Raw genomic sequence first — 17012 nt, forward strand, 5'->3', positions numbered from 1 at the left:
TTCAGCCTTAGCCATTACCTCATAGTATAAGGATGAAACGCTTTTTCTGAAACGTTGCATTTGACAATATTAACCAGAATTTTCCTTAAATGAATATTCTGGTTTGTTTCTAGTCAGGTAATGGGGAGCTTAATTTGCATTAATGCAAGATGTTATCGCTTTGCGGACTTGTTCGCGAGTAATATCGGCACGCAATTCGGATTGACCGATACCTTTTGGTAAAACAAGGTGTAATTTGCCACCAGATACTTTTTTATCTCTCATCATATGAGGTAAATAGTCATCAGGTGTCATTTCAATAGGGCCATTGACGGGGAGATTGGCTTTCTCAAGCAATTGAATAACACGTTGAGTCTCTTCTTCAGTGAATTGACCAAGTGCTTGGGATGTTCTTGCCGCCATTACCATACCTGCAGCAACGGCTTCACCATGCAACCACACACCATATCCCATATGAGCTTCAATGGCGTGTCCATAGGTATGACCAAGGTTGAGTAGTGCGCGCAAGCCACTCGTTTCTTTTTCATCAGCAGCAACGACGTCAGCTTTTAGCTCACAGCAACGACGGATACAAAATGCCATAGCTTTAGGATCAAGAGCTAAGAGTTTATCAATATTATTTTCAAGCCAGATAAAAAAGTCTTTATCTAAAATGATGCCATATTTAATAACTTCAGCTAAACCCGATGAAAGTTCACGAGGTGGTAATGTGGCAAGACAATCGAGATCGATAACAACAGAAGCGGGCTGATAAAACGCACCAATCATATTTTTGCCAAGAGGGTGATTAACCGCGGTTTTTCCACCAACAGAAGAATCGACTTGTGACAATAGTGTTGTTGGTACTTGGATAAAGCGAACGCCACGTTGATAGCTTGCTGCGGCAAAACCGGTTAGATCACCAATAACACCACCGCCTAATGCGATAAGTGTTGTATCTCGATTGTGATTTTTTTCTAATAATGCAGTAAAGACATCATTCATGATTTCAAGCGATTTATATTGTTCGCCATCAGGCAAAATTACGCTATCAACCAAAACACCCTGTTTTTTTAAGGCGTCCGTTACCTTTTCTAAATAGAGTGGAGCAAGTGTCACGTTTGTGACTATCATAACTTGCTGCCCTGATTTTAAAGGTAAAAAGGTATCTTCTTGATGAAAAAGGCCAGAAGCAATGGTAATGGGGTAGCTTCTTTCACCTAATGTGACAGTGATTTTTTCCATAACAGTGGCCTTCTTATTGTCTTTACTTAACCTTATAAATAGCTGAATTTATTAGTTTTGTTCTAATAATTCAATTATTTGATTGGCTACAATTTTTGCACTCTGATCATCAGTATGAATAGTGATGTCAGCAATTTCTTCATAAAGAGGATTACGTTCTTCAGCTAATGTCTCTAAGACATCGCGCACAGGTTCAACACCTTGCAATAAAGGACGTTTTTTATCACGTTGGGTACGCGCGAGCTGCTTTTCGATGTTGGTTTCTAAATAAACAACCACACCACGTGCAGATAATCTGTTACGGGTTTCTCGCGATATCACCGAACCACCACCTGTTGCGAGTACAATGCCTTGCTTTTCAGTGAGTTCGTTGATTATTTTTTCTTCTCGTTGACGGAAGCCTTCTTCGCCTTCAACATCAAATACCCAACCTACATCCGCACCTGTACGCCGCTCAATTTCCTGATCGGAATCATAAAACTCCATACTAAGTTGTTGAGCTAACTGACGACCAATAGTGCTTTTGCCGGCACCCATAGGCCCAACCAGAAAGATATTACGTTTCTCTGCCATGTTTTTGGTATTACTAAGATATTCGTTAATGATAACCCGCCCCGCCAAATTCATTCAGCGACGGGACCTAAACTGAAATTTATGAGTGTTTATCTAATTCACACCTGATAACATTTGTTATCTACTCTCATAATAAGACTGAGTTCTTTCAGTAGATCGCTATAAAATAACCACATGCCGTCATAAGCGACAACATAGGATAAAAATCCCTTTGCCCACAGTACATAACAAAAACTACTAAAAAAGTAATTATCTTTGTTGGCAACGCGGAGATTCTAACACAATTTAGCCGGAAAACCGCACCTGATAATATTGTCTTTTTCGTCATCAATCGATCAATATTACATATAAAAGGCCCTACCTCCAAGAATAGAGGAAGTGCATAAAATGTATCCGTATTTTTATTGTGATGTTTCAGGCTCACTCAAATTAGCTAACCCTTGTAAGCTAAATCGTCCTCATCGTCAAATCTATAAATACTGATTATAAGAAAAAACAATGAATAACTCTTAGTTTAATCCTAGTAAAAAACCCATAGTGCTTTGTATTTTATAATAAAAGTGTTTATCACATAAAAAATTAGATTAATTTGGGTGTAATAAAAATAACCAATTCATGGCGACTGTGTTGATCTCTTTTATGACTGAAAAGTACACCTAATAATGGAATAGAGGATAAGAAGGGGATCTTTGCCGTGTGTTCTTGCTGCTTTTGCTGAAATATCCCCCCTAACATAATGGTTTCTCCATCGCGAATCGTCACTTCTGTGCTGATCTCTTGTTTATCAATAGACAGATGTTCACTTCCGCCTTGAACAAGTGCAATGCCCGGTGTGTTTTGACTAATTTTAAGTATTAACCTTATCTTTTTATTTCTTTGAATAATGGGTGTTACTTCCATACCTAAGACGGCTTCTTTAAATTGAACTCGTGTAATTTCATTATCTCGACTGACATAGGGGATCTCCGTTCCTTGTTTGATGGATGCTGTTTTTTCATGAGCGGTTGTTAGCCGTGGACTTGCAATGATAGATAACTGTTTTTCTTGTTCTAACGCACTTAATTCAAGCTCTAATAGGCGTCCATTAATTCTGGCAATATTAAATGCAATATAGTGAAGGGGATTTTTGGTGTTTTGATGGAGTGATAATGCAGAAAGTGAAGGGGTTGATAATGACGAATTAAGTGGGGAGGTTGTTGAAATAGCATTAGGTATTGTAGATGCTGCTTCGGTTTGTGTTTTTAATGCTTGTAATCCCCATTGAGTGCCTAATTCATTTAAGGCATCCTGACTACTACTCACAATATGTGCTGTGATATGAACTTGTTGTTGTGGGGTATCTCGTAATTTTAACCAATCTTCAATTTCAGACAGTGTTTTACTATTATCAACTATTGAAAGACTATTCGCTTCTCTATCAATAATAACTCGCCCCTGCTGGCTAAGTAATGGAATAGTGTGATTACTTAGTTGTTCGCCTAGCCTCTCAGCATCAGCATAATTTAAAGGATAAAGTTGATGATGTAATTCTTCAGGTTGTTCCGTAGTTGATGTTCGCTCTTCAATAAAGGTGGATGAGATCTTTTCGTCATCGATATTCTCAGGAAAGAAGGGATCTCGGGTGTAAGCCCAAATGGTGGTTGTCATACATAATATGATGATTAAAATTCCTATCTTCATGATATATCACCCTGTATTGCACTAGGATAACTCAGTTCAGTAAAGCTCATTCGTACTGAAATTAGATGGGATTCTATTGGAACAATATTCAGAGAAATAAGCGCTAAACTTGTTTGATTGAGGTATTCCAATAGTGTTAAAAACTGTGGATAAGACAAAGTAAAAGTGAGCTTATATAAAGAGTTAGGCGTGTTTTCCCAAGTCTCTGGTATAAAATGATAAGTCATCAGTAAGCGTTGTAATTGCTCACTAACCGGTGGGTTATCGAATGAAATGTCATAATCTATTTGTTGTGCAATTAGTGAATTGATAGATGGCATTGTGTCTAACGTGTTCTGATAGTGACTAATACGCTTTAGTCTTTGTGCTATTTCTAGATGTTGTTGGGCTATCTCTTGCTGGTAGCCTGTGTAGATAAAGAGGTAATAAAATAGAAGGGTAATAAAGGGTATCATTAAGCTCAGTAAATTTAGTTTCCACTTAGGTAGAAACGCAATAAATAACAACCATTGTGCATTTATTTTCATTGGCTTCCCTCATCTTCTTCATTCCATTGCTCTTGTTCTTCTGATTCTCCGTTTAAATGTACTTCAGTGTAAGACGGATCAGTTTTGCTTTGTTGTAAATAATTCAACGTTAAAGAGGCTAAAACAGGGTGACTTTTAAGGTTGGTAATAAAGGAGAGTGATTGTGTATTGGGGAGAGAGAGATGCAGTGAGCGTTGATTATCTGCCTCATTATAGTGGTTAATCCAACCCGTTGAGGGAAGATGCGTTTCGATAGCTCGAAAGAAGTGAATGTAATGTAAATAACGCAGCCAGTTTTGATAATAGAGTGAATAGTGTTGATAGCATAAAAGTGTCTGTTTTTTCTGTTTTTGATATATATCGAGTTGTTTTAGTAATAAATCTTCTTGTTGTTGAGTTTGGCTTTGTTGATCTGTTATGAGTGCTCGTTTCTGTGCCAAATGGTAGGTGTAATAGCTACAAACAACGAAAGTGATCGTGACCAACGATAGCGTTTGAGAAAGCCATAACAATGCTTTTTGTCTAAATAAGCTGTGGCGCCAAGGCAGGTAATTTACTTGATACATAACACCTCTTCAGGGCGTAATGCTAAACCCAATGCAACAAGTGGAATGAGTTCTTTATCTGACGTTGTTTTAAATAAGTCGAGGGAAAGATTGGGCCAAATAGGCATCAACTGGCTAAAATATTTTTCATTATCACCTGTTAAGTAACACTGTTTTAATGACCAATGGTATTTTTCTATTAACTGGTAAATACAAGCTTGTTGCTCTTGTTGGTTTTCATAGGCAAGAGTGCCGTAATGGGGCATATTTTCATCAGATGATACCCAAAGTAGCGTTTTGTTTTTACAGTACAAAAGTGGATACTGAGGTGAGATGTCAAGGTAAGTTGCTAAATAGCGTAGTGCACACGCAGGGGTATCAATCGCAGTTATTGTTAAGTTTATTCGAGAAAATAAGTCAATATACTTATCTAAAATCGTTTTATGGCACAGGTGAATAGCGAGTTTCTCTTTATTTTGCCGATAATCAAAATTAACAGGGATTTTCATATTTTGTGTGTAAGATGTGGCTCGTAGTTGCGCTAACCGATAACATGCTGCTGATGTAAGGGAAACTGCATGAGGCAGTGGGATAATTTGATAGTTTTCATAAATATCCGGTAGAGAAAGCGTAATATTATTAATAGAGGGTAATTTTTTACGCCAATCTATTAGGATTTTTCTTAATTTTGTGTCATTTAAATCGTCATTAAGAGGTAAAGGGAATTGCCAAAATGCACTGATTTTCCATTGTTTATTCTGCTGAAATACCAAAACTGCATTGATATGATGAGTGTTAATTTCAATACCAATCTGGTAATTGTGTGTTTCCATAAATGATATCCATATCTATTGATGAGTAATTGCCTATTTTCAAAGAGGCGTTACCTTTATACTACGCACTGTTTGTTTATAAACCGCCCAATTCACACTACATGGGAAATTTAAGGTGAAGTTCTTAAAATATTTTTTCATCTTCGTTTTTGCTTGCATAATTTTGGGAGCAGCCTCGATATACGGTATGTATAAGTATGTTGAGCCTCAGTTACCCGATGTCGCGACATTAAAAGATGTTCGTTTACAAACCCCTATGCAGGTATTTAGTGCAGACGGAGAGTTGATTGCGCAATACGGCGAAAAACGTCGTTTACCGCTCACATTGGAGGAGATGCCTCCTCAACTTATTAATGCTTTTATCGCAACAGAAGATACGCGTTTTCGTGAACACCACGGAATTGACCCTATTGGGATCTCGCGTGCTGTTGTCGTGGCATTAACATCAGGACAAGCCTCTCAAGGCGCTAGTACCATTACGCAACAATTAGCTCGAAATTTCTTTTTAACACCTGAAAAGAAATTAATGCGAAAAATAAAAGAAGCCTTTTTGGCTATCCGCATTGAGAAAGAGCTCACTAAAGATGAAATTTTAGCGCTGTATCTAAATAAAATTTATCTAGGTAACCGTGCTTATGGTGTGGGTGCTGCGGCTTACGTTTACTTTGGTAAAAGTGTTCATGAGCTTAGCCTAAATGAAATGGCAGTAATTGCCGGTTTACCTAAAGCACCCTCTACACTTAACCCACTCTATTCTTATGATCGTGCCTTAAAACGTCGTAATGTCGTTTTACAGCGCATGTATGAAGAGAACTATATCACTCGTGCACAATATGAAAGTGCAAGAGCCGAGCCTATTGTTGCTAAATACCATGCACCGCAAATTGATTTCTCAGCACCTTATTTAACAGAAATGGTGAGAATGGAGATGTATGAACGCTATGGTGAAAATGCTTATACTGATGGCTATAAAATTTACACTACGGTGGTTCGTAAAGATCAATTAGCAGCAGAAAAAGCCTTGCGTGACAATGTTATCGACTATGATATGCGTCATGGTTACCGTGGTGCTCAAGAAGTTTTGTGGCGTGAAGGACAAACGCCATGGGATAACGAAGCTATCAACAAGAAATTAAAAGGGATCCAAACTTATGGTCCTTTAATTCCAGCTGTTGTGTTATCCGCTGATGCGAAAGAAGCCAAAGTTATCTTAAAAACGGGCGACAACATTACGCTAGATTTAAAAGCGGTTCGTTGGGCTCGTAAATTTATTTCTGATACCTCTCAAGGTGCAACACCAACAAAAGTTGATGCCGTTGTGCATGCTGGTGAGCAAATTTGGGTACGTCAAAATAACGAAAACAGTTGGGTACTAGCGCAACTTCCGGAGGTTAATGCTGCATTTGTTGCATTAGATCCTATCAATGGAGGAATTATTGCGCTTGTTGGTGGTTTTGATTTTGAGATCAGTAAATTTAACCGAGTTTCTCAATCTTTACGCCAAGTCGGTTCAAACATTAAACCTTTCTTATATGCTGCTGCATTAGATAAAGGATTGACGTTATCGACACTACTTAATGATTTACCTATTAGCCGTTGGGATGCTGGTGCAGGAACAGATTGGCGCCCTAAAAACTCACCGCCAACTTATGCCGGTCCTATTCGTTTACGTCAAGGTTTAGGCCAGTCTAAAAACGTGGTGATGGTACGTGCAATGCGTGCAATGGGTGTGGATTATGCTGCTGATTATCTATTACGTTTTGGTTTCCCTAATCAAAATATCGATAGAACAGAATCTTTGGCATTAGGATCACCATCATTTACACCAATGCAAATGGTACGAGGGTTTGCTGTTATGGCAAACGGCGGATATCTCATCGAACCTTACTATATCCAACGTATTGAAAATGCTGATGGTGAAGAGCTGTTTACTGCAAAACCAAAGGTAGCTTGTCCAGATTGTACTGATATCCCTGTTATTTACGGCGATACCATGCGTTCTATAGCATTATCTGATGACTATATGGAAAACGTTGCTCAATCTAATAAATCTCAGCCAGCAACGGCTACGCCTGAAATTGAATTAGAACAAGCACCGTTAGCTGAAACAGTAAAAGAAAGCCCTTATGCACCACACGTTATCAGCACACCACTGGCTTACTTAATGCATGATGCATTAAGAACAAACCTTGTGGGTGAACCGGGATGGTCTGGTACAGGTTGGCGTGCTGTTCGTGATCTTAAACGCCAAGATATTGGTGGTAAGACCGGAACAACAAACAGTTCTAAAGATGCATGGTTCTCTGGATATGGTGCCAATATTGTTGCCACAGCGTGGATTGGCTTTGATGACAGTAGCCGCAATTTAGGTCGAACTGCCGCAAGTGGTGGTGAAGCGGGTGCTAAAACAGCACAACCTATTTGGAACGACTTTATGAAAGTGGTTCTAGATGGTGTTCCCGTTAATATGATGCCTGTACCAAAAGGTGTTGTGGCTGTTCAAATTGATAGAAGAACAGGAAAATTGGCGGGTGATGGCTCTTCAATGAAAGAATATTTTATTGATGGAACTCAACCGACAGAAAGAGCAAAAAATGAAGTAGGAACACAGATTTTTGAGGATAATGGCGAATCTAACGAGTTATTCTAATTAATCGAAAATAAAAACCGGATGTTAAAGTCCGGTTTTTTATTATCTATTTATTTTTGTAATAGATAGCGGTGAGCTAAGAAGAGAGCGCTGACACTACGAGCTTCTGTAAAATCTGGGTGATCGAGTAAGTCCATCATTTTGGCGATAGGCCAACGTATTTGGATCAGAGGCTCAGGTTCATCACCTTCGAGTTGCTCTGGATAAAGGTCATGCGCAATGACAATGTTCATTTTGCTAGAAAAGTAAGATGGCGCCATAGAAAGCTTTGCGAGTTCTATTAATGAGCGGGCACCATAGCCAATTTCTTCTTTTAGCTCGCGGTTTGCGGCTTGTAGGGCATTTTCACCAGGATCAATTGCACCTTTTGGAAAACCAAAGTCGTAATTTTCGATACCTACGGCGTATTCACGAATAAGAATAATATTGTCATCAATAATAGGAACAATCATAACGGCTTCACGATTAGTGGGTTTCATTCGCTCATAAGTGCGCTTTTCTCCGTTACTAAACTCCAGATTAACGGATTGGATCTGAAATAATCGAGAACGGGCGATGTTATCAATGTTTAGTATATTGGGTTTTTTTAGTTCTTTCATAACAGTCCCTGACAGAATAGAGATTAACCTGAATTTAACACATTAATGACAAAATAAATCTAACAATTAGATTTAGCTTTTAAAGGAAAATTGAGTACACTCCGCTATTAAATCTAGTTATTGATTGATTTTTTGAGAATATTATTATTTATTGATTCGCTATTTTACCCGAAGATAGCATTGTTAGCGGATATAAACTTGATAATAGATATAAATTATAACGCGACTGCAAAAATATAATCTATTGTATTTAAATAAAAAATAGAACAAAAGAATAGGAATTGCCTTATGTTAGGCAGGGTTTTAAATTTGTTATTGTTACTACGCAGCATCAGTATAATCATGGGGAAAAAATGAGATTATCAGTCATTATATTGGCTATCTTGATGATAAGCCTATTTATAATGGCCGCCTTTCTATTCTTTAAAAGAAGGCGGCTTGATGGCTCACATCATCTCCCATCTCTCGCTAAACCGACTTATCGCAAGCTCACTTCTGATGACTATGGGCTTATTAGTGATTATTTATCTTATTTTGGTACATCAGACTTCTCTTCTGGCTATTCATTACAAAACTTTCCCGAAATGCCAATTAAAGGCGAAGTTGTTACTACATTAAGAAATATCGTTAATCGCTTTGCAGGTTCTAGTGAAGGATTAAATCATTGGCGTTACTATATTGATGCCGTAGAAATTCATATTCCCCCGCTGCTCGTTCCTTATCTTCAGCAAGAAAACGTTCTCGATGTTGTTTGTACCCCTTCAATCCCCATCGTTGTTGGTGTGAATGGCCATTTCTTAAAAGATGAAAAAATTCATTTTTCTGCGCTAAGTTTAAAGCAGCTTTCTGAGCCTATATTGGCAAATGGTTCATCAACGATTCAAAAGAATGAAGGTGATGCGGCGCATTTATTACAGATCCGAGAGGAAACAAACGAAGAATACCGATTACATAACTCATCTGGCTTTTGGAATGGTTCTTTTGTTTGTATAGGGCTTACGTTGTGTCTAACTGCCTTAATGATGCCTCAAGTTTTTCTTCCTTGGATCTTAGCGACCGGTGGTGCTTTTCTTGCTGTTGGTATTTTTCTGATCCACAACCCTTTGATCAAATCGCGTAAACAAGAAATTCACTGTTTTAAAGGACGCTTAAAGCGCTGGGGGCTTTTTGGTAATTTTGATCATGGGCAGGTAAAAAATGTTTCTTTAGGGGGGATTGATCTTGTTTACCCGCCTCATTGGGAACCTTATATTCAAAACGATATTGATAAGGTGACCTATTTAGAAATGTATCCAAATCATCATGTTGTAAAGCAAGGAAATTACCTTTCATTACATGATGAAGAAAAAAATTATCCTTATAAACGGTATATTAAAAATATTATTTTCGTTTTTTGGAGTTTGTTTATTATTGGTATGTTGTATCTTTATCAGCCACTTTCTCTTTCTATGAAGCTCAGCTTTTCATGGCTTAAAGATACTGAACCTCATTTAGTCACCAACTTTACCGAGTTGGAAACAACAGATTTGCATGTCGGAGATATTATTCAAGCTAAAGGAATTGGGATGTGTTACATGCCCCCTAATTTATCCAGTAAGAATAATAAAACGATTTTTGCGCCTTTTGATTGCTCAGGAATTTACTGGAATAACAGTAATCCGATGCCTATGCCTGAATCGAGCACGATAGAAAAAGCTGCCGCTTTATTACATATGGTTGAAGAGCAACTTCATCCAGTTTCTAACAACCGCGTTAACCCAAGTTTAGGGCAAGCTATCACTAAATCGGGAATGAATCTGTTAGATAACTTTGATGGTATTGTGTTGAAAACAGAAGATTTATGCCCTCGAGAAAATGAATGTATTCGGCTAAAAATGGCGCTAGTTAACTTAAGTAACGTCAATGATTGGGCTGCATTAGTCCAACGCGCTGAAAGTGGAAAATTAACCGGTACTAATGTTTTATTACGAGCTGTGAGTGCAGAGGCCTTGGAAAAGCTTATCGACACCACCACATCCTCTTTTATCTACCGAGAAATAGATAAAGCCGCAATACTGTTAAATAGTCCTCCACCAGGTGGTGTGCTGTTAATCAGTGATGAGAGAAAACAACTTGTTGATTACGCTTCAAGTTCAAATTCGGTGTTTGAACCTACTCCGTTAGAACAATGGCGAGAACTACAACGTTTATCTGATATTTTATTACATACGCCTTTTGATACCGGAGGTGTCATAACAGGTATGGTTATCGATGCAAATGGTACGTTACAGATATTTTTACATAGCCTGCCAGACTCGATGACAATGTTATATTACATCGGTAATACGTTATTATTGTTTCTTGCTATCGGGTTCTTAGTATTGAACCTATTTCTTATCATCCGGCGCCGGCGACAAAACAACCAACGCATGAATAAAATCAGTCTCTATTATGAGCACTGTTTTTATCGCCCTCCTCAGTAAGTCCCTTGTTGTGGAAGGCTATGTGTTTACACTATCGCCTTCGTAAAGAAGTTGAAGTTAAGGAGAAAGGGATGAGTCAACCATCACAAGAAAGTGGTGTCCGCTTAGATAAATGGCTTTGGGCTGCTCGTTTTTATAAAACGCGTGCCATTGCTCGCACGATGATTGAAGGTGGTAAAGTCCATTACAATGGTGTGAGAGGCAAGCCAAGTAAAATCGTTGAAGAAGGCGCAGAAATACGCCTGCGACAAGGTAATGATGAACGGACGGTAACCATTCTCATGGTGAGTGCACAGCGACAAGGTGCTACACAGGCACAGACACTCTATTGTGAAACACCAGAGAGTATCGCTAAAAGAGAAAAAATTGCTCTAGCGAGAAAAATGAATGCGTTAACAATGCCTCATCCTGAGCGTCGTCCTGATAAAAAGGAAAGACGCACCTTACTTCGCTTCAAACAGACAAATTTACAAGAATCGGATTAACCGATTCCCTGAAATGAGAGAAAGTTATGTCTAAAAAAGACGCTTTATCACGTTTTTTATTCGAAAAAAACGCGGTACGTGGTGAATTAGTCAATGTGACTGAAACCTATCAATCAATGCTTGAAAATCACCATTATCCTGAGCCAGTTCAATGCCTTCTGGGTGATCTGTTGGTGGCAACGAGTTTGTTAACAGCGACGCTTAAATTTGAAGGAGATATTACAGTTCAAATACAAGGCGATGGTCCAGTACGATTGGCGGTTATTAATGGTAATAATAATCAACAAATGCGTGGTGTTGCGCGTGTAAGTGATGATGTTAAGGCAGGAAGTACATTAAAAGAGATGATCGGTAATGGTTTTATGGTCATCACGGTAACGCCTGAAAAAGGTGAACGTTATCAAGGTATTGTTGCTCTTGATGGTGAAACTATTGAAGCATGTATTGATAACTACTTTAAGCAATCAGAACAGCTACCTACTCGCGTATTTATTCGTAGTGGTATGCAAGCGGGCAAACCAGCCGCAGCAGGTATGTTATTACAAGTATTGCCTGCATCAGAAGAGTTCACCGCAGAACATACTGCTGAACATTTTGAATTGCTCACACAGTTAACGCACACAATTAAAGCCGAAGAGCTATTTACACTAGATACTAAAGAGATCTTACATCGCTTATATCACGAAGAAGATGTCACTCTTTATGATCCTCAAGTTGTTGAATTCCATTGCACTTGTTCGCGTGAACGTTGTGAAAATACATTAGTAACATTGTCGAGAGAAGATGTGAATCACCTGTTGCAAGAACAGGGAAATATTGATATGGAATGCGAATATTGTGGAACACATTACATCTTCACTGAGAGTGATATCAACAATATCAATAAGTTGGATGAGTTTGAATTACACTGATTCGATTTAGCAAGACTGTTTTATTAAAAGGACGCTATTTTGCGTCCTTTTTTATTCAACAATTTTTCTTTAGTTTTGTGCATTGGCTCTCGTTCTTAACATAAAAAAATTATAAATTTTCAAAATATTGATAACAATCGCTGTTAATTACTCGTAACACCTTAATATTATTCGTAGAAAGGTCTATTTATCAGGAGCGAAACTATGAGCGTTAAAGGTCTTACCCCTAAGGATCTCCAGCAGTACGGTATTAAGGACACAAGTGAAATCATTTATAACCCAAGCTATGAGCTGTTATTTAATGAAGAAACCAAGCCTGGATTAACAGGTTACGAGCGAGGCACACAAACCTCGTTAGGCGCTATTGCCGTTGATACAGGTATATTTACTGGACGTTCTCCGAAAGATAAATACATTGTTCGTGATGATGTTACTCGTGACACCGTATGGTGGGCTGATCAGGGTAAAGGTAAGAACGATAATAAGCCACTTTCACAAGAAGTGTGGACTGACTTAAAATCATTAGTAACCAATCAGCTATCAGGCAAACGTTTGTTTGTTGTCGATGCATTTTGTGGTGCGAATGCAGATACTCGTTTGAAAGTTCGTTTTATCACAGAGGTTGCTTGGCAAGCGCACTTTGTTAAAAATATGTTTATTCGTCCTGAACAAGAAGAGCTGGAGAATTTCACACCAGACTTCATTGTGATGAACGGAGCGAAATGTACAAATCCAAATTGGAAGGCGCAAGGTCTGAATTCAGAGAACTTCGTTGCTTTCAATTTAACTGAACGCATTCAGTTAATTGGTGGTACTTGGTACGGTGGCGAGATGAAGAAAGGCATGTTCTCTATGATGAACTACTTCCTTCCTCTTAAAGGTATGGCTTCTATGCACTGCTCCGCAAACGTTGGCGAAAGTGGTGATGTTGCTATTTTCTTTGGTCTATCAGGCACAGGTAAAACAACCCTTTCAACCGATCCTAAGCGTAAGCTAATTGGTGATGATGAACATGGTTGGGATGATGACGGCGTGTTTAACTTTGAAGGTGGCTGTTATGCGAAAACAATCCACTTATCAAAAGAAGCTGAACCCGATATCTATGGTGCAATTAAACGTGATGCACTGTTAGAAAACGTGGTTGTGTTATCTGACGGCTCTGTTGATTTCGACGATGGTTCAAAAACAGAAAACACCCGTGTTTCTTACCCTATTTATCATATCGATAATATCGTTAAACCAGTTTCCAAAGCAGGTCATGCTAAGAAAGTTATTTTCTTAACAGCGGATGCTTTTGGTGTGTTACCTCCGGTTTCACGTTTAACACCAGAACAGACGCAATACCACTTTTTATCTGGTTTCACCGCTAAACTTGCGGGAACTGAACGTGGTGTGACCGAACCAACGCCAACATTCTCAGCCTGTTTTGGTGCAGCATTCTTATCTCTACACCCAACACAATATGCTGAAGTATTGGTAAAACGTATGCAAGCATCAGGTGCAAAAGCCTACTTGGTTAATACAGGTTGGAACGGTACAGGTAAGCGTATCTCGATTAAAGATACTCGCGCTATTATTGATGCCATTTTAAATGGTGATATTGATAAAGCACCAATGAAAACATTACCAGTATTTGATTTAGAGATCCCAACCGCACTGCCAGGCGTTAACAGCGAAATTTTAGATCCTCGTGATACTTATGCTGATAAAACGCAATGGGATACCAAAGCAGACGATCTTGCCGATCGTTTTGTGAAAAACTTTGATAAATATACGGATACCCCAGCAGGTCAAGCATTGACTAAAGTTGGGCCTAAACGTTAATTATTAGTACGAATAAAAACACCAATTTCATAGGATGTGATTTTGGTGTTTTTTTATTTGAGAACTTTGAGAAAAAAAATCCCTGAAATGCGAGAAGATTTCAGGGAATAGAAAAATAAAGTGAAATAGCTTATTAGAGAAAAAGTGGCTTTAGAGGGTGATAACCCAACTATGCTGTTACAGGAGGTAAATCAAACAGTAAAATTTCACTGTCCTCATCACCAACGAAACGGATCATATCTTCATTTGCAATTGCCACACCATCGCTGGTGGTCGCAATAATGTCATTAATGGTTATTTTACCTTTCACAACTTGTAGCCAAACATGACGACCTGTTTCGGCTTGATATTGTGCTTCTTCACCTTTTTTCAGGTTCCAACGCCATAGCGTCATATCTTGAAAGACTTTTAAAGAGCCATCACGGGCATCTGGCGATAAAATAAGCTGTTTGCTTACTGTAGTATCAAAACGACGTTGATCGTAACGTGGTGTGATACCGACAGTGTTTGGCATAATCCAAATTTGGTAAAAATGCAGTCCTTTATCACTATTTGGATTATATTCTGAGTGAGTAATACCTGTACCTGCACTCATTATTTGAAACTCACCAGCAGGAACATTTTCTTTATTGCCCATGCTGTCTTTATGCTCGATATTACCTTCAAGCACATAGGTTAAAATTTCCATGTCTTTATGTGGGTGAGTACCAAAACCTTCACCGGGTATTACGCGATCTTCATTAATAACTCGTAGTGCAGAAAATCCCATAAAATCACGATCGTAATAATTTGCGAAAGAGAAGGTATGCCAGCTATCTAGCCAACCATGATTAGCGTGTCCTCTTTCATTTGCTTTGCGTAGATAAATCATAATGTGTTTCCTTCTCTGAAGTTATTGAACACAGTTTACTCAATAGCGCAAAGTAAAAAAGCGGAGGAATTTAACCTGAAGATCCAAATAATTTGAATAAGAGAAAACAAAAACATCGAATAAGTTCTAGAAAAGAAAAAGCCAGCACCCGGCTGGCTAAAGTAAAACACTGGAAGCAATGTGAGCAATGTCGTTCTTTCATATGACCCTGAAGGTGGTGCATCTGAAAGTGTTATTGATGATAATAGTTCTCAGTATCATTTGTAAAGCCCTTTTTTTAAGCAAATTAGAAAAAATAGCTAAAAAAGTTTTAACTCACTGATTAACGAGTTATTTTATTTTAATAATTTTTTAAAACAGTAATATAACCAAATAGTTAACAATATTCTTTATGGGGTCATTTATAGGAAAAAGAAGAGAAAATGTGACATAAAACCCGAGGAAAGGAAGGGATATAAGGTATTTTGAATCTCTAGCGAGAAATACAAGAAGAAAAAGCCATCATTGATTGATGATGGCTAGTTTTTATTATGTATAACTTATAAGTTTATAGAATTATAAAACCGATATTTATAACTTTAATATTTACAAATTCATTTATTATTGCTCAACAAAAGTCGATTTTGGTGTTGAAATAAGGCTCTGTGCACAGGCATAAGCTGAGCTCCACGCCCACTGAAAGTTATATCCACCTAACCAACCCGTCACATCAACCACCTCTCCAATAAAATAGAGTCCTTTTACTTTTATGGCTTCCATTGTTTTAGAGGAAAGGGCTCTAGTATCTACACCGCCTAGTGTGACTTCTGCGGTGCGATATCCCTCAGTACCATTGGGCTGAACTTGCCATTCTTGTAGTAACGTTGCAATTTGCGTAATACGTTCATTACTCAGTTGAGCCAGAGAAACATCAGGTAATTGTTTATTTTCTATCATTATTTCAATAAAACGCTTTGGTAATAAGCGAGAAAGCGTATTTTTTAATGACTGATTTGGATGCTCTTGTCGTTTTTCTTGTAGTAGGCTTTCCAGATCAACACTTGGAAGTAAGTTAATACTTACATACTCTCCTGCTTGCCAATAACTTGAAATTTGTAAAATCGCAGGGCCTGAAAGACCGCGGTGCGTAAAAAGAATATTTTCTTTAAAACTTGTTCCGTTTTTTGCCGTCACAATAGCAGGTACAGCAACACCGGATAGTTGGCTTAATTGTTCAAGTTGAGGTTTATGCAGAGTAAAAGGTACTAAACCTGCGCGAGTAGGTAAAACAGAAAGCCCAAATTGTTCTGCAACTTTATAGCCAAAAGGAGTAGCCCCTAAACCGGGCATAGAAAGACCACCACTGGCAATGACCACAGAAGGTGTTGTGATAGTTTTTCCATCAACAAAAATAGTAAAGCCCACATCTGTTTTCTCGATTTGCGTGACTTCACTACGTAAGCGAACACTTACTTTCCCTTTTTGACATTCAGTGAGTAATAAATCAACAATTTGCTGTGCTGAATCATCACAAAATAGCTGTCCTAACGTTTTTTCATGGTAGGCGATGTTATGTTTTTGCACTAATTCAATAAAATCCCATTGTGTATAGCGAGCAAGTGCTGACTTACAGAAATGAGGATTCTCTGATAAGTACGCCGAAGGTTCGATATACATATTGGTGAAATTACAACGCCCACCACCTGACATTAGAATTTTACGGCCCGCTTTTTTGCCATTATCGAGGACTAAAACAGATAATCCTGCTTGTCCTGCTAAAGACGCACAAAAAAGCCCCGCGGCACCTGCACCTATAATTACTGTATCGTATGATCCCACAATGATGTCT

At 38.3% G+C, this 17012-nt stretch carries 14 protein-coding genes; 5 read left to right on the top strand and 9 right to left on the bottom strand.

The window, feature by feature from the left end:
- Positions 1-129: 129 nt before the first annotated feature.
- The 6 genes from aroB to CBE70_RS05360 all read right to left on the bottom strand — a co-directional run bounded on the left by aroB (position 130) and on the right by CBE70_RS05360 (position 5382).
- Positions 130-1224 (bottom strand): 3-dehydroquinate synthase, encoded by a 1095-nt coding sequence (aroB, locus tag CBE70_RS05335; protein WP_100158527.1) that lies wholly within the window; start codon positions 1222-1224, stop codon positions 130-132.
- Positions 1225-1275: 51 nt separating this feature from the next.
- Positions 1276-1797 (bottom strand): shikimate kinase AroK, encoded by a 522-nt coding sequence (aroK, locus tag CBE70_RS05340; RefSeq protein ID WP_129586866.1) that lies wholly within the window; start codon positions 1795-1797, stop codon positions 1276-1278.
- Between the two features lie 579 nt (positions 1798-2376).
- Positions 2377-3477 (bottom strand): type IV pilus secretin PilQ, encoded by a 1101-nt coding sequence (gene pilQ, locus CBE70_RS05345; RefSeq protein ID WP_100158528.1) that lies wholly within the window; start codon positions 3475-3477, stop codon positions 2377-2379.
- Positions 3474-4004 carry a hypothetical protein gene (locus tag CBE70_RS05350; RefSeq protein WP_100158529.1) on the bottom strand — a complete coding sequence of 177 codons (531 nt, stop codon included), beginning with the start codon at positions 4002-4004 and terminating at the stop codon, positions 3474-3476. Before CBE70_RS05350 ends, pilQ begins: the two co-directional genes overlap by 4 nt.
- Positions 4001-4570, bottom strand: coding sequence for a fimbrial assembly protein (locus CBE70_RS05355; protein ID WP_100158530.1), 570 nt, complete (start codon positions 4568-4570; stop codon positions 4001-4003). Before CBE70_RS05355 ends, CBE70_RS05350 begins: the two co-directional genes overlap by 4 nt.
- Positions 4558-5382, bottom strand: a complete 825-nt coding sequence (locus CBE70_RS05360; protein WP_100158531.1) for a hypothetical protein — start codon at positions 5380-5382, stop codon at positions 4558-4560. The genes CBE70_RS05355 and CBE70_RS05360 overlap by 13 nt, the downstream gene beginning before the upstream one ends.
- Before the next feature lie 115 nt (positions 5383-5497).
- Here CBE70_RS05360 and mrcA point away from each other — a divergent pair, with 115 nt between their 5' ends.
- Positions 5498-8032: a peptidoglycan glycosyltransferase/peptidoglycan DD-transpeptidase MrcA gene (gene mrcA, locus CBE70_RS05365; protein ID WP_100158532.1), complete on the top strand. Its 2535-nt coding sequence runs from the start codon at positions 5498-5500 to the stop codon at positions 8030-8032.
- Between the two features lie 50 nt (positions 8033-8082).
- On the opposite strand, the gene nudE is transcribed toward mrcA, so the two are convergent.
- On the bottom strand, positions 8083-8631 hold the full coding sequence (gene nudE / locus CBE70_RS05370) for an ADP compounds hydrolase NudE (RefSeq protein WP_100158533.1): 549 nt from the start codon (positions 8629-8631) through the stop codon (positions 8083-8085).
- A 353-nt stretch (positions 8632-8984) separates the two neighbouring features.
- On the opposite strand from nudE, the gene umoB reads away from it, so the two are divergent.
- The 4 genes from umoB to pckA all read left to right on the top strand — a co-directional run bounded on the left by umoB (position 8985) and on the right by pckA (position 14313).
- Positions 8985-11093 carry a flagellar biogenesis regulator UmoB gene (gene umoB / locus CBE70_RS05375; protein WP_100158534.1) on the top strand — a complete coding sequence of 703 codons (2109 nt, stop codon included), beginning with the start codon at positions 8985-8987 and terminating at the stop codon, positions 11091-11093.
- 71 nt (positions 11094-11164) lie between these two features.
- A complete protein-coding gene (hslR, locus tag CBE70_RS05380; protein ID WP_100158535.1) occupies positions 11165-11578 on the top strand; it encodes a ribosome-associated heat shock protein Hsp15 in 414 nt (137 codons plus the stop codon).
- 26 nt (positions 11579-11604) lie between these two features.
- The gene (gene hslO / locus CBE70_RS05385) at positions 11605-12489 is read left to right on the top strand and encodes an Hsp33 family molecular chaperone HslO (protein ID WP_100158536.1); all 885 of its coding nucleotides are present in this window, start codon (positions 11605-11607) and stop codon (positions 12487-12489) included.
- 204 nt (positions 12490-12693) lie between these two features.
- Positions 12694-14313 (top strand): phosphoenolpyruvate carboxykinase (ATP), encoded by a 1620-nt coding sequence (gene pckA, locus CBE70_RS05390; RefSeq protein ID WP_100158537.1) that lies wholly within the window; start codon positions 12694-12696, stop codon positions 14311-14313.
- A gap of 169 nt (positions 14314-14482) precedes the next feature.
- On the opposite strand, the gene CBE70_RS05395 is transcribed toward pckA, so the two are convergent.
- Together CBE70_RS05395 and CBE70_RS05405 are read right to left on the bottom strand one after the other, a co-directional pair.
- Entirely contained in the window at positions 14483-15184 is a 702-nt protein-coding gene (locus CBE70_RS05395) for a pirin family protein (RefSeq protein ID WP_099076118.1), read from the bottom strand.
- 600 nt (positions 15185-15784) lie between these two features.
- Positions 15785-17002 (bottom strand): BaiN/RdsA family NAD(P)/FAD-dependent oxidoreductase, encoded by a 1218-nt coding sequence (locus CBE70_RS05405; RefSeq protein ID WP_100158538.1) that lies wholly within the window; start codon positions 17000-17002, stop codon positions 15785-15787.
- Positions 17003-17012 lie beyond the last annotated feature (10 nt).

The organism is Proteus columbae, from assembly GCF_002777965.1.
In the GTDB taxonomy this organism is placed as follows: domain Bacteria; phylum Pseudomonadota; class Gammaproteobacteria; order Enterobacterales; family Enterobacteriaceae; genus Proteus; species Proteus columbae.

Excerpts from the sequence above, each read along its gene's own strand:
- pckA (WP_100158537.1), top strand. The coding sequence starts at position 12,694 with ATGAGCGTTAAAGGTCTTACCCCTAAGGATCTCCAGCAGTACGGTATT.
- nudE (WP_100158533.1), bottom strand. The coding sequence starts at position 8,631 with ATGAAAGAACTAAAAAAACCCAATATACTAAACATTGATAACATCGCC.
- hslR (WP_100158535.1), top strand. The coding sequence starts at position 11,165 with ATGAGTCAACCATCACAAGAAAGTGGTGTCCGCTTAGATAAATGGCTT.
- CBE70_RS05395 (WP_099076118.1), bottom strand. The coding sequence starts at position 15,184 with ATGATTTATCTACGCAAAGCAAATGAAAGAGGACACGCTAATCATGGT.
- CBE70_RS05360 (WP_100158531.1), bottom strand. The coding sequence starts at position 5,382 with ATGGAAACACACAATTACCAGATTGGTATTGAAATTAACACTCATCAT.
- CBE70_RS05350 (WP_100158529.1), bottom strand. The coding sequence starts at position 4,004 with ATGAAAATAAATGCACAATGGTTGTTATTTATTGCGTTTCTACCTAAG.
- aroB (WP_100158527.1), bottom strand. The coding sequence starts at position 1,224 with ATGGAAAAAATCACTGTCACATTAGGTGAAAGAAGCTACCCCATTACC.
- umoB (WP_100158534.1), top strand. The coding sequence starts at position 8,985 with ATGAGATTATCAGTCATTATATTGGCTATCTTGATGATAAGCCTATTT.
- CBE70_RS05355 (WP_100158530.1), bottom strand. The coding sequence starts at position 4,570 with ATGTATCAAGTAAATTACCTGCCTTGGCGCCACAGCTTATTTAGACAA.
- hslO (WP_100158536.1), top strand. The coding sequence starts at position 11,605 with ATGTCTAAAAAAGACGCTTTATCACGTTTTTTATTCGAAAAAAACGCG.
- aroK (WP_129586866.1), bottom strand. The coding sequence starts at position 1,797 with ATGGCAGAGAAACGTAATATCTTTCTGGTTGGGCCTATGGGTGCCGGC.
- pilQ (WP_100158528.1), bottom strand. The coding sequence starts at position 3,477 with ATGAAGATAGGAATTTTAATCATCATATTATGTATGACAACCACCATT.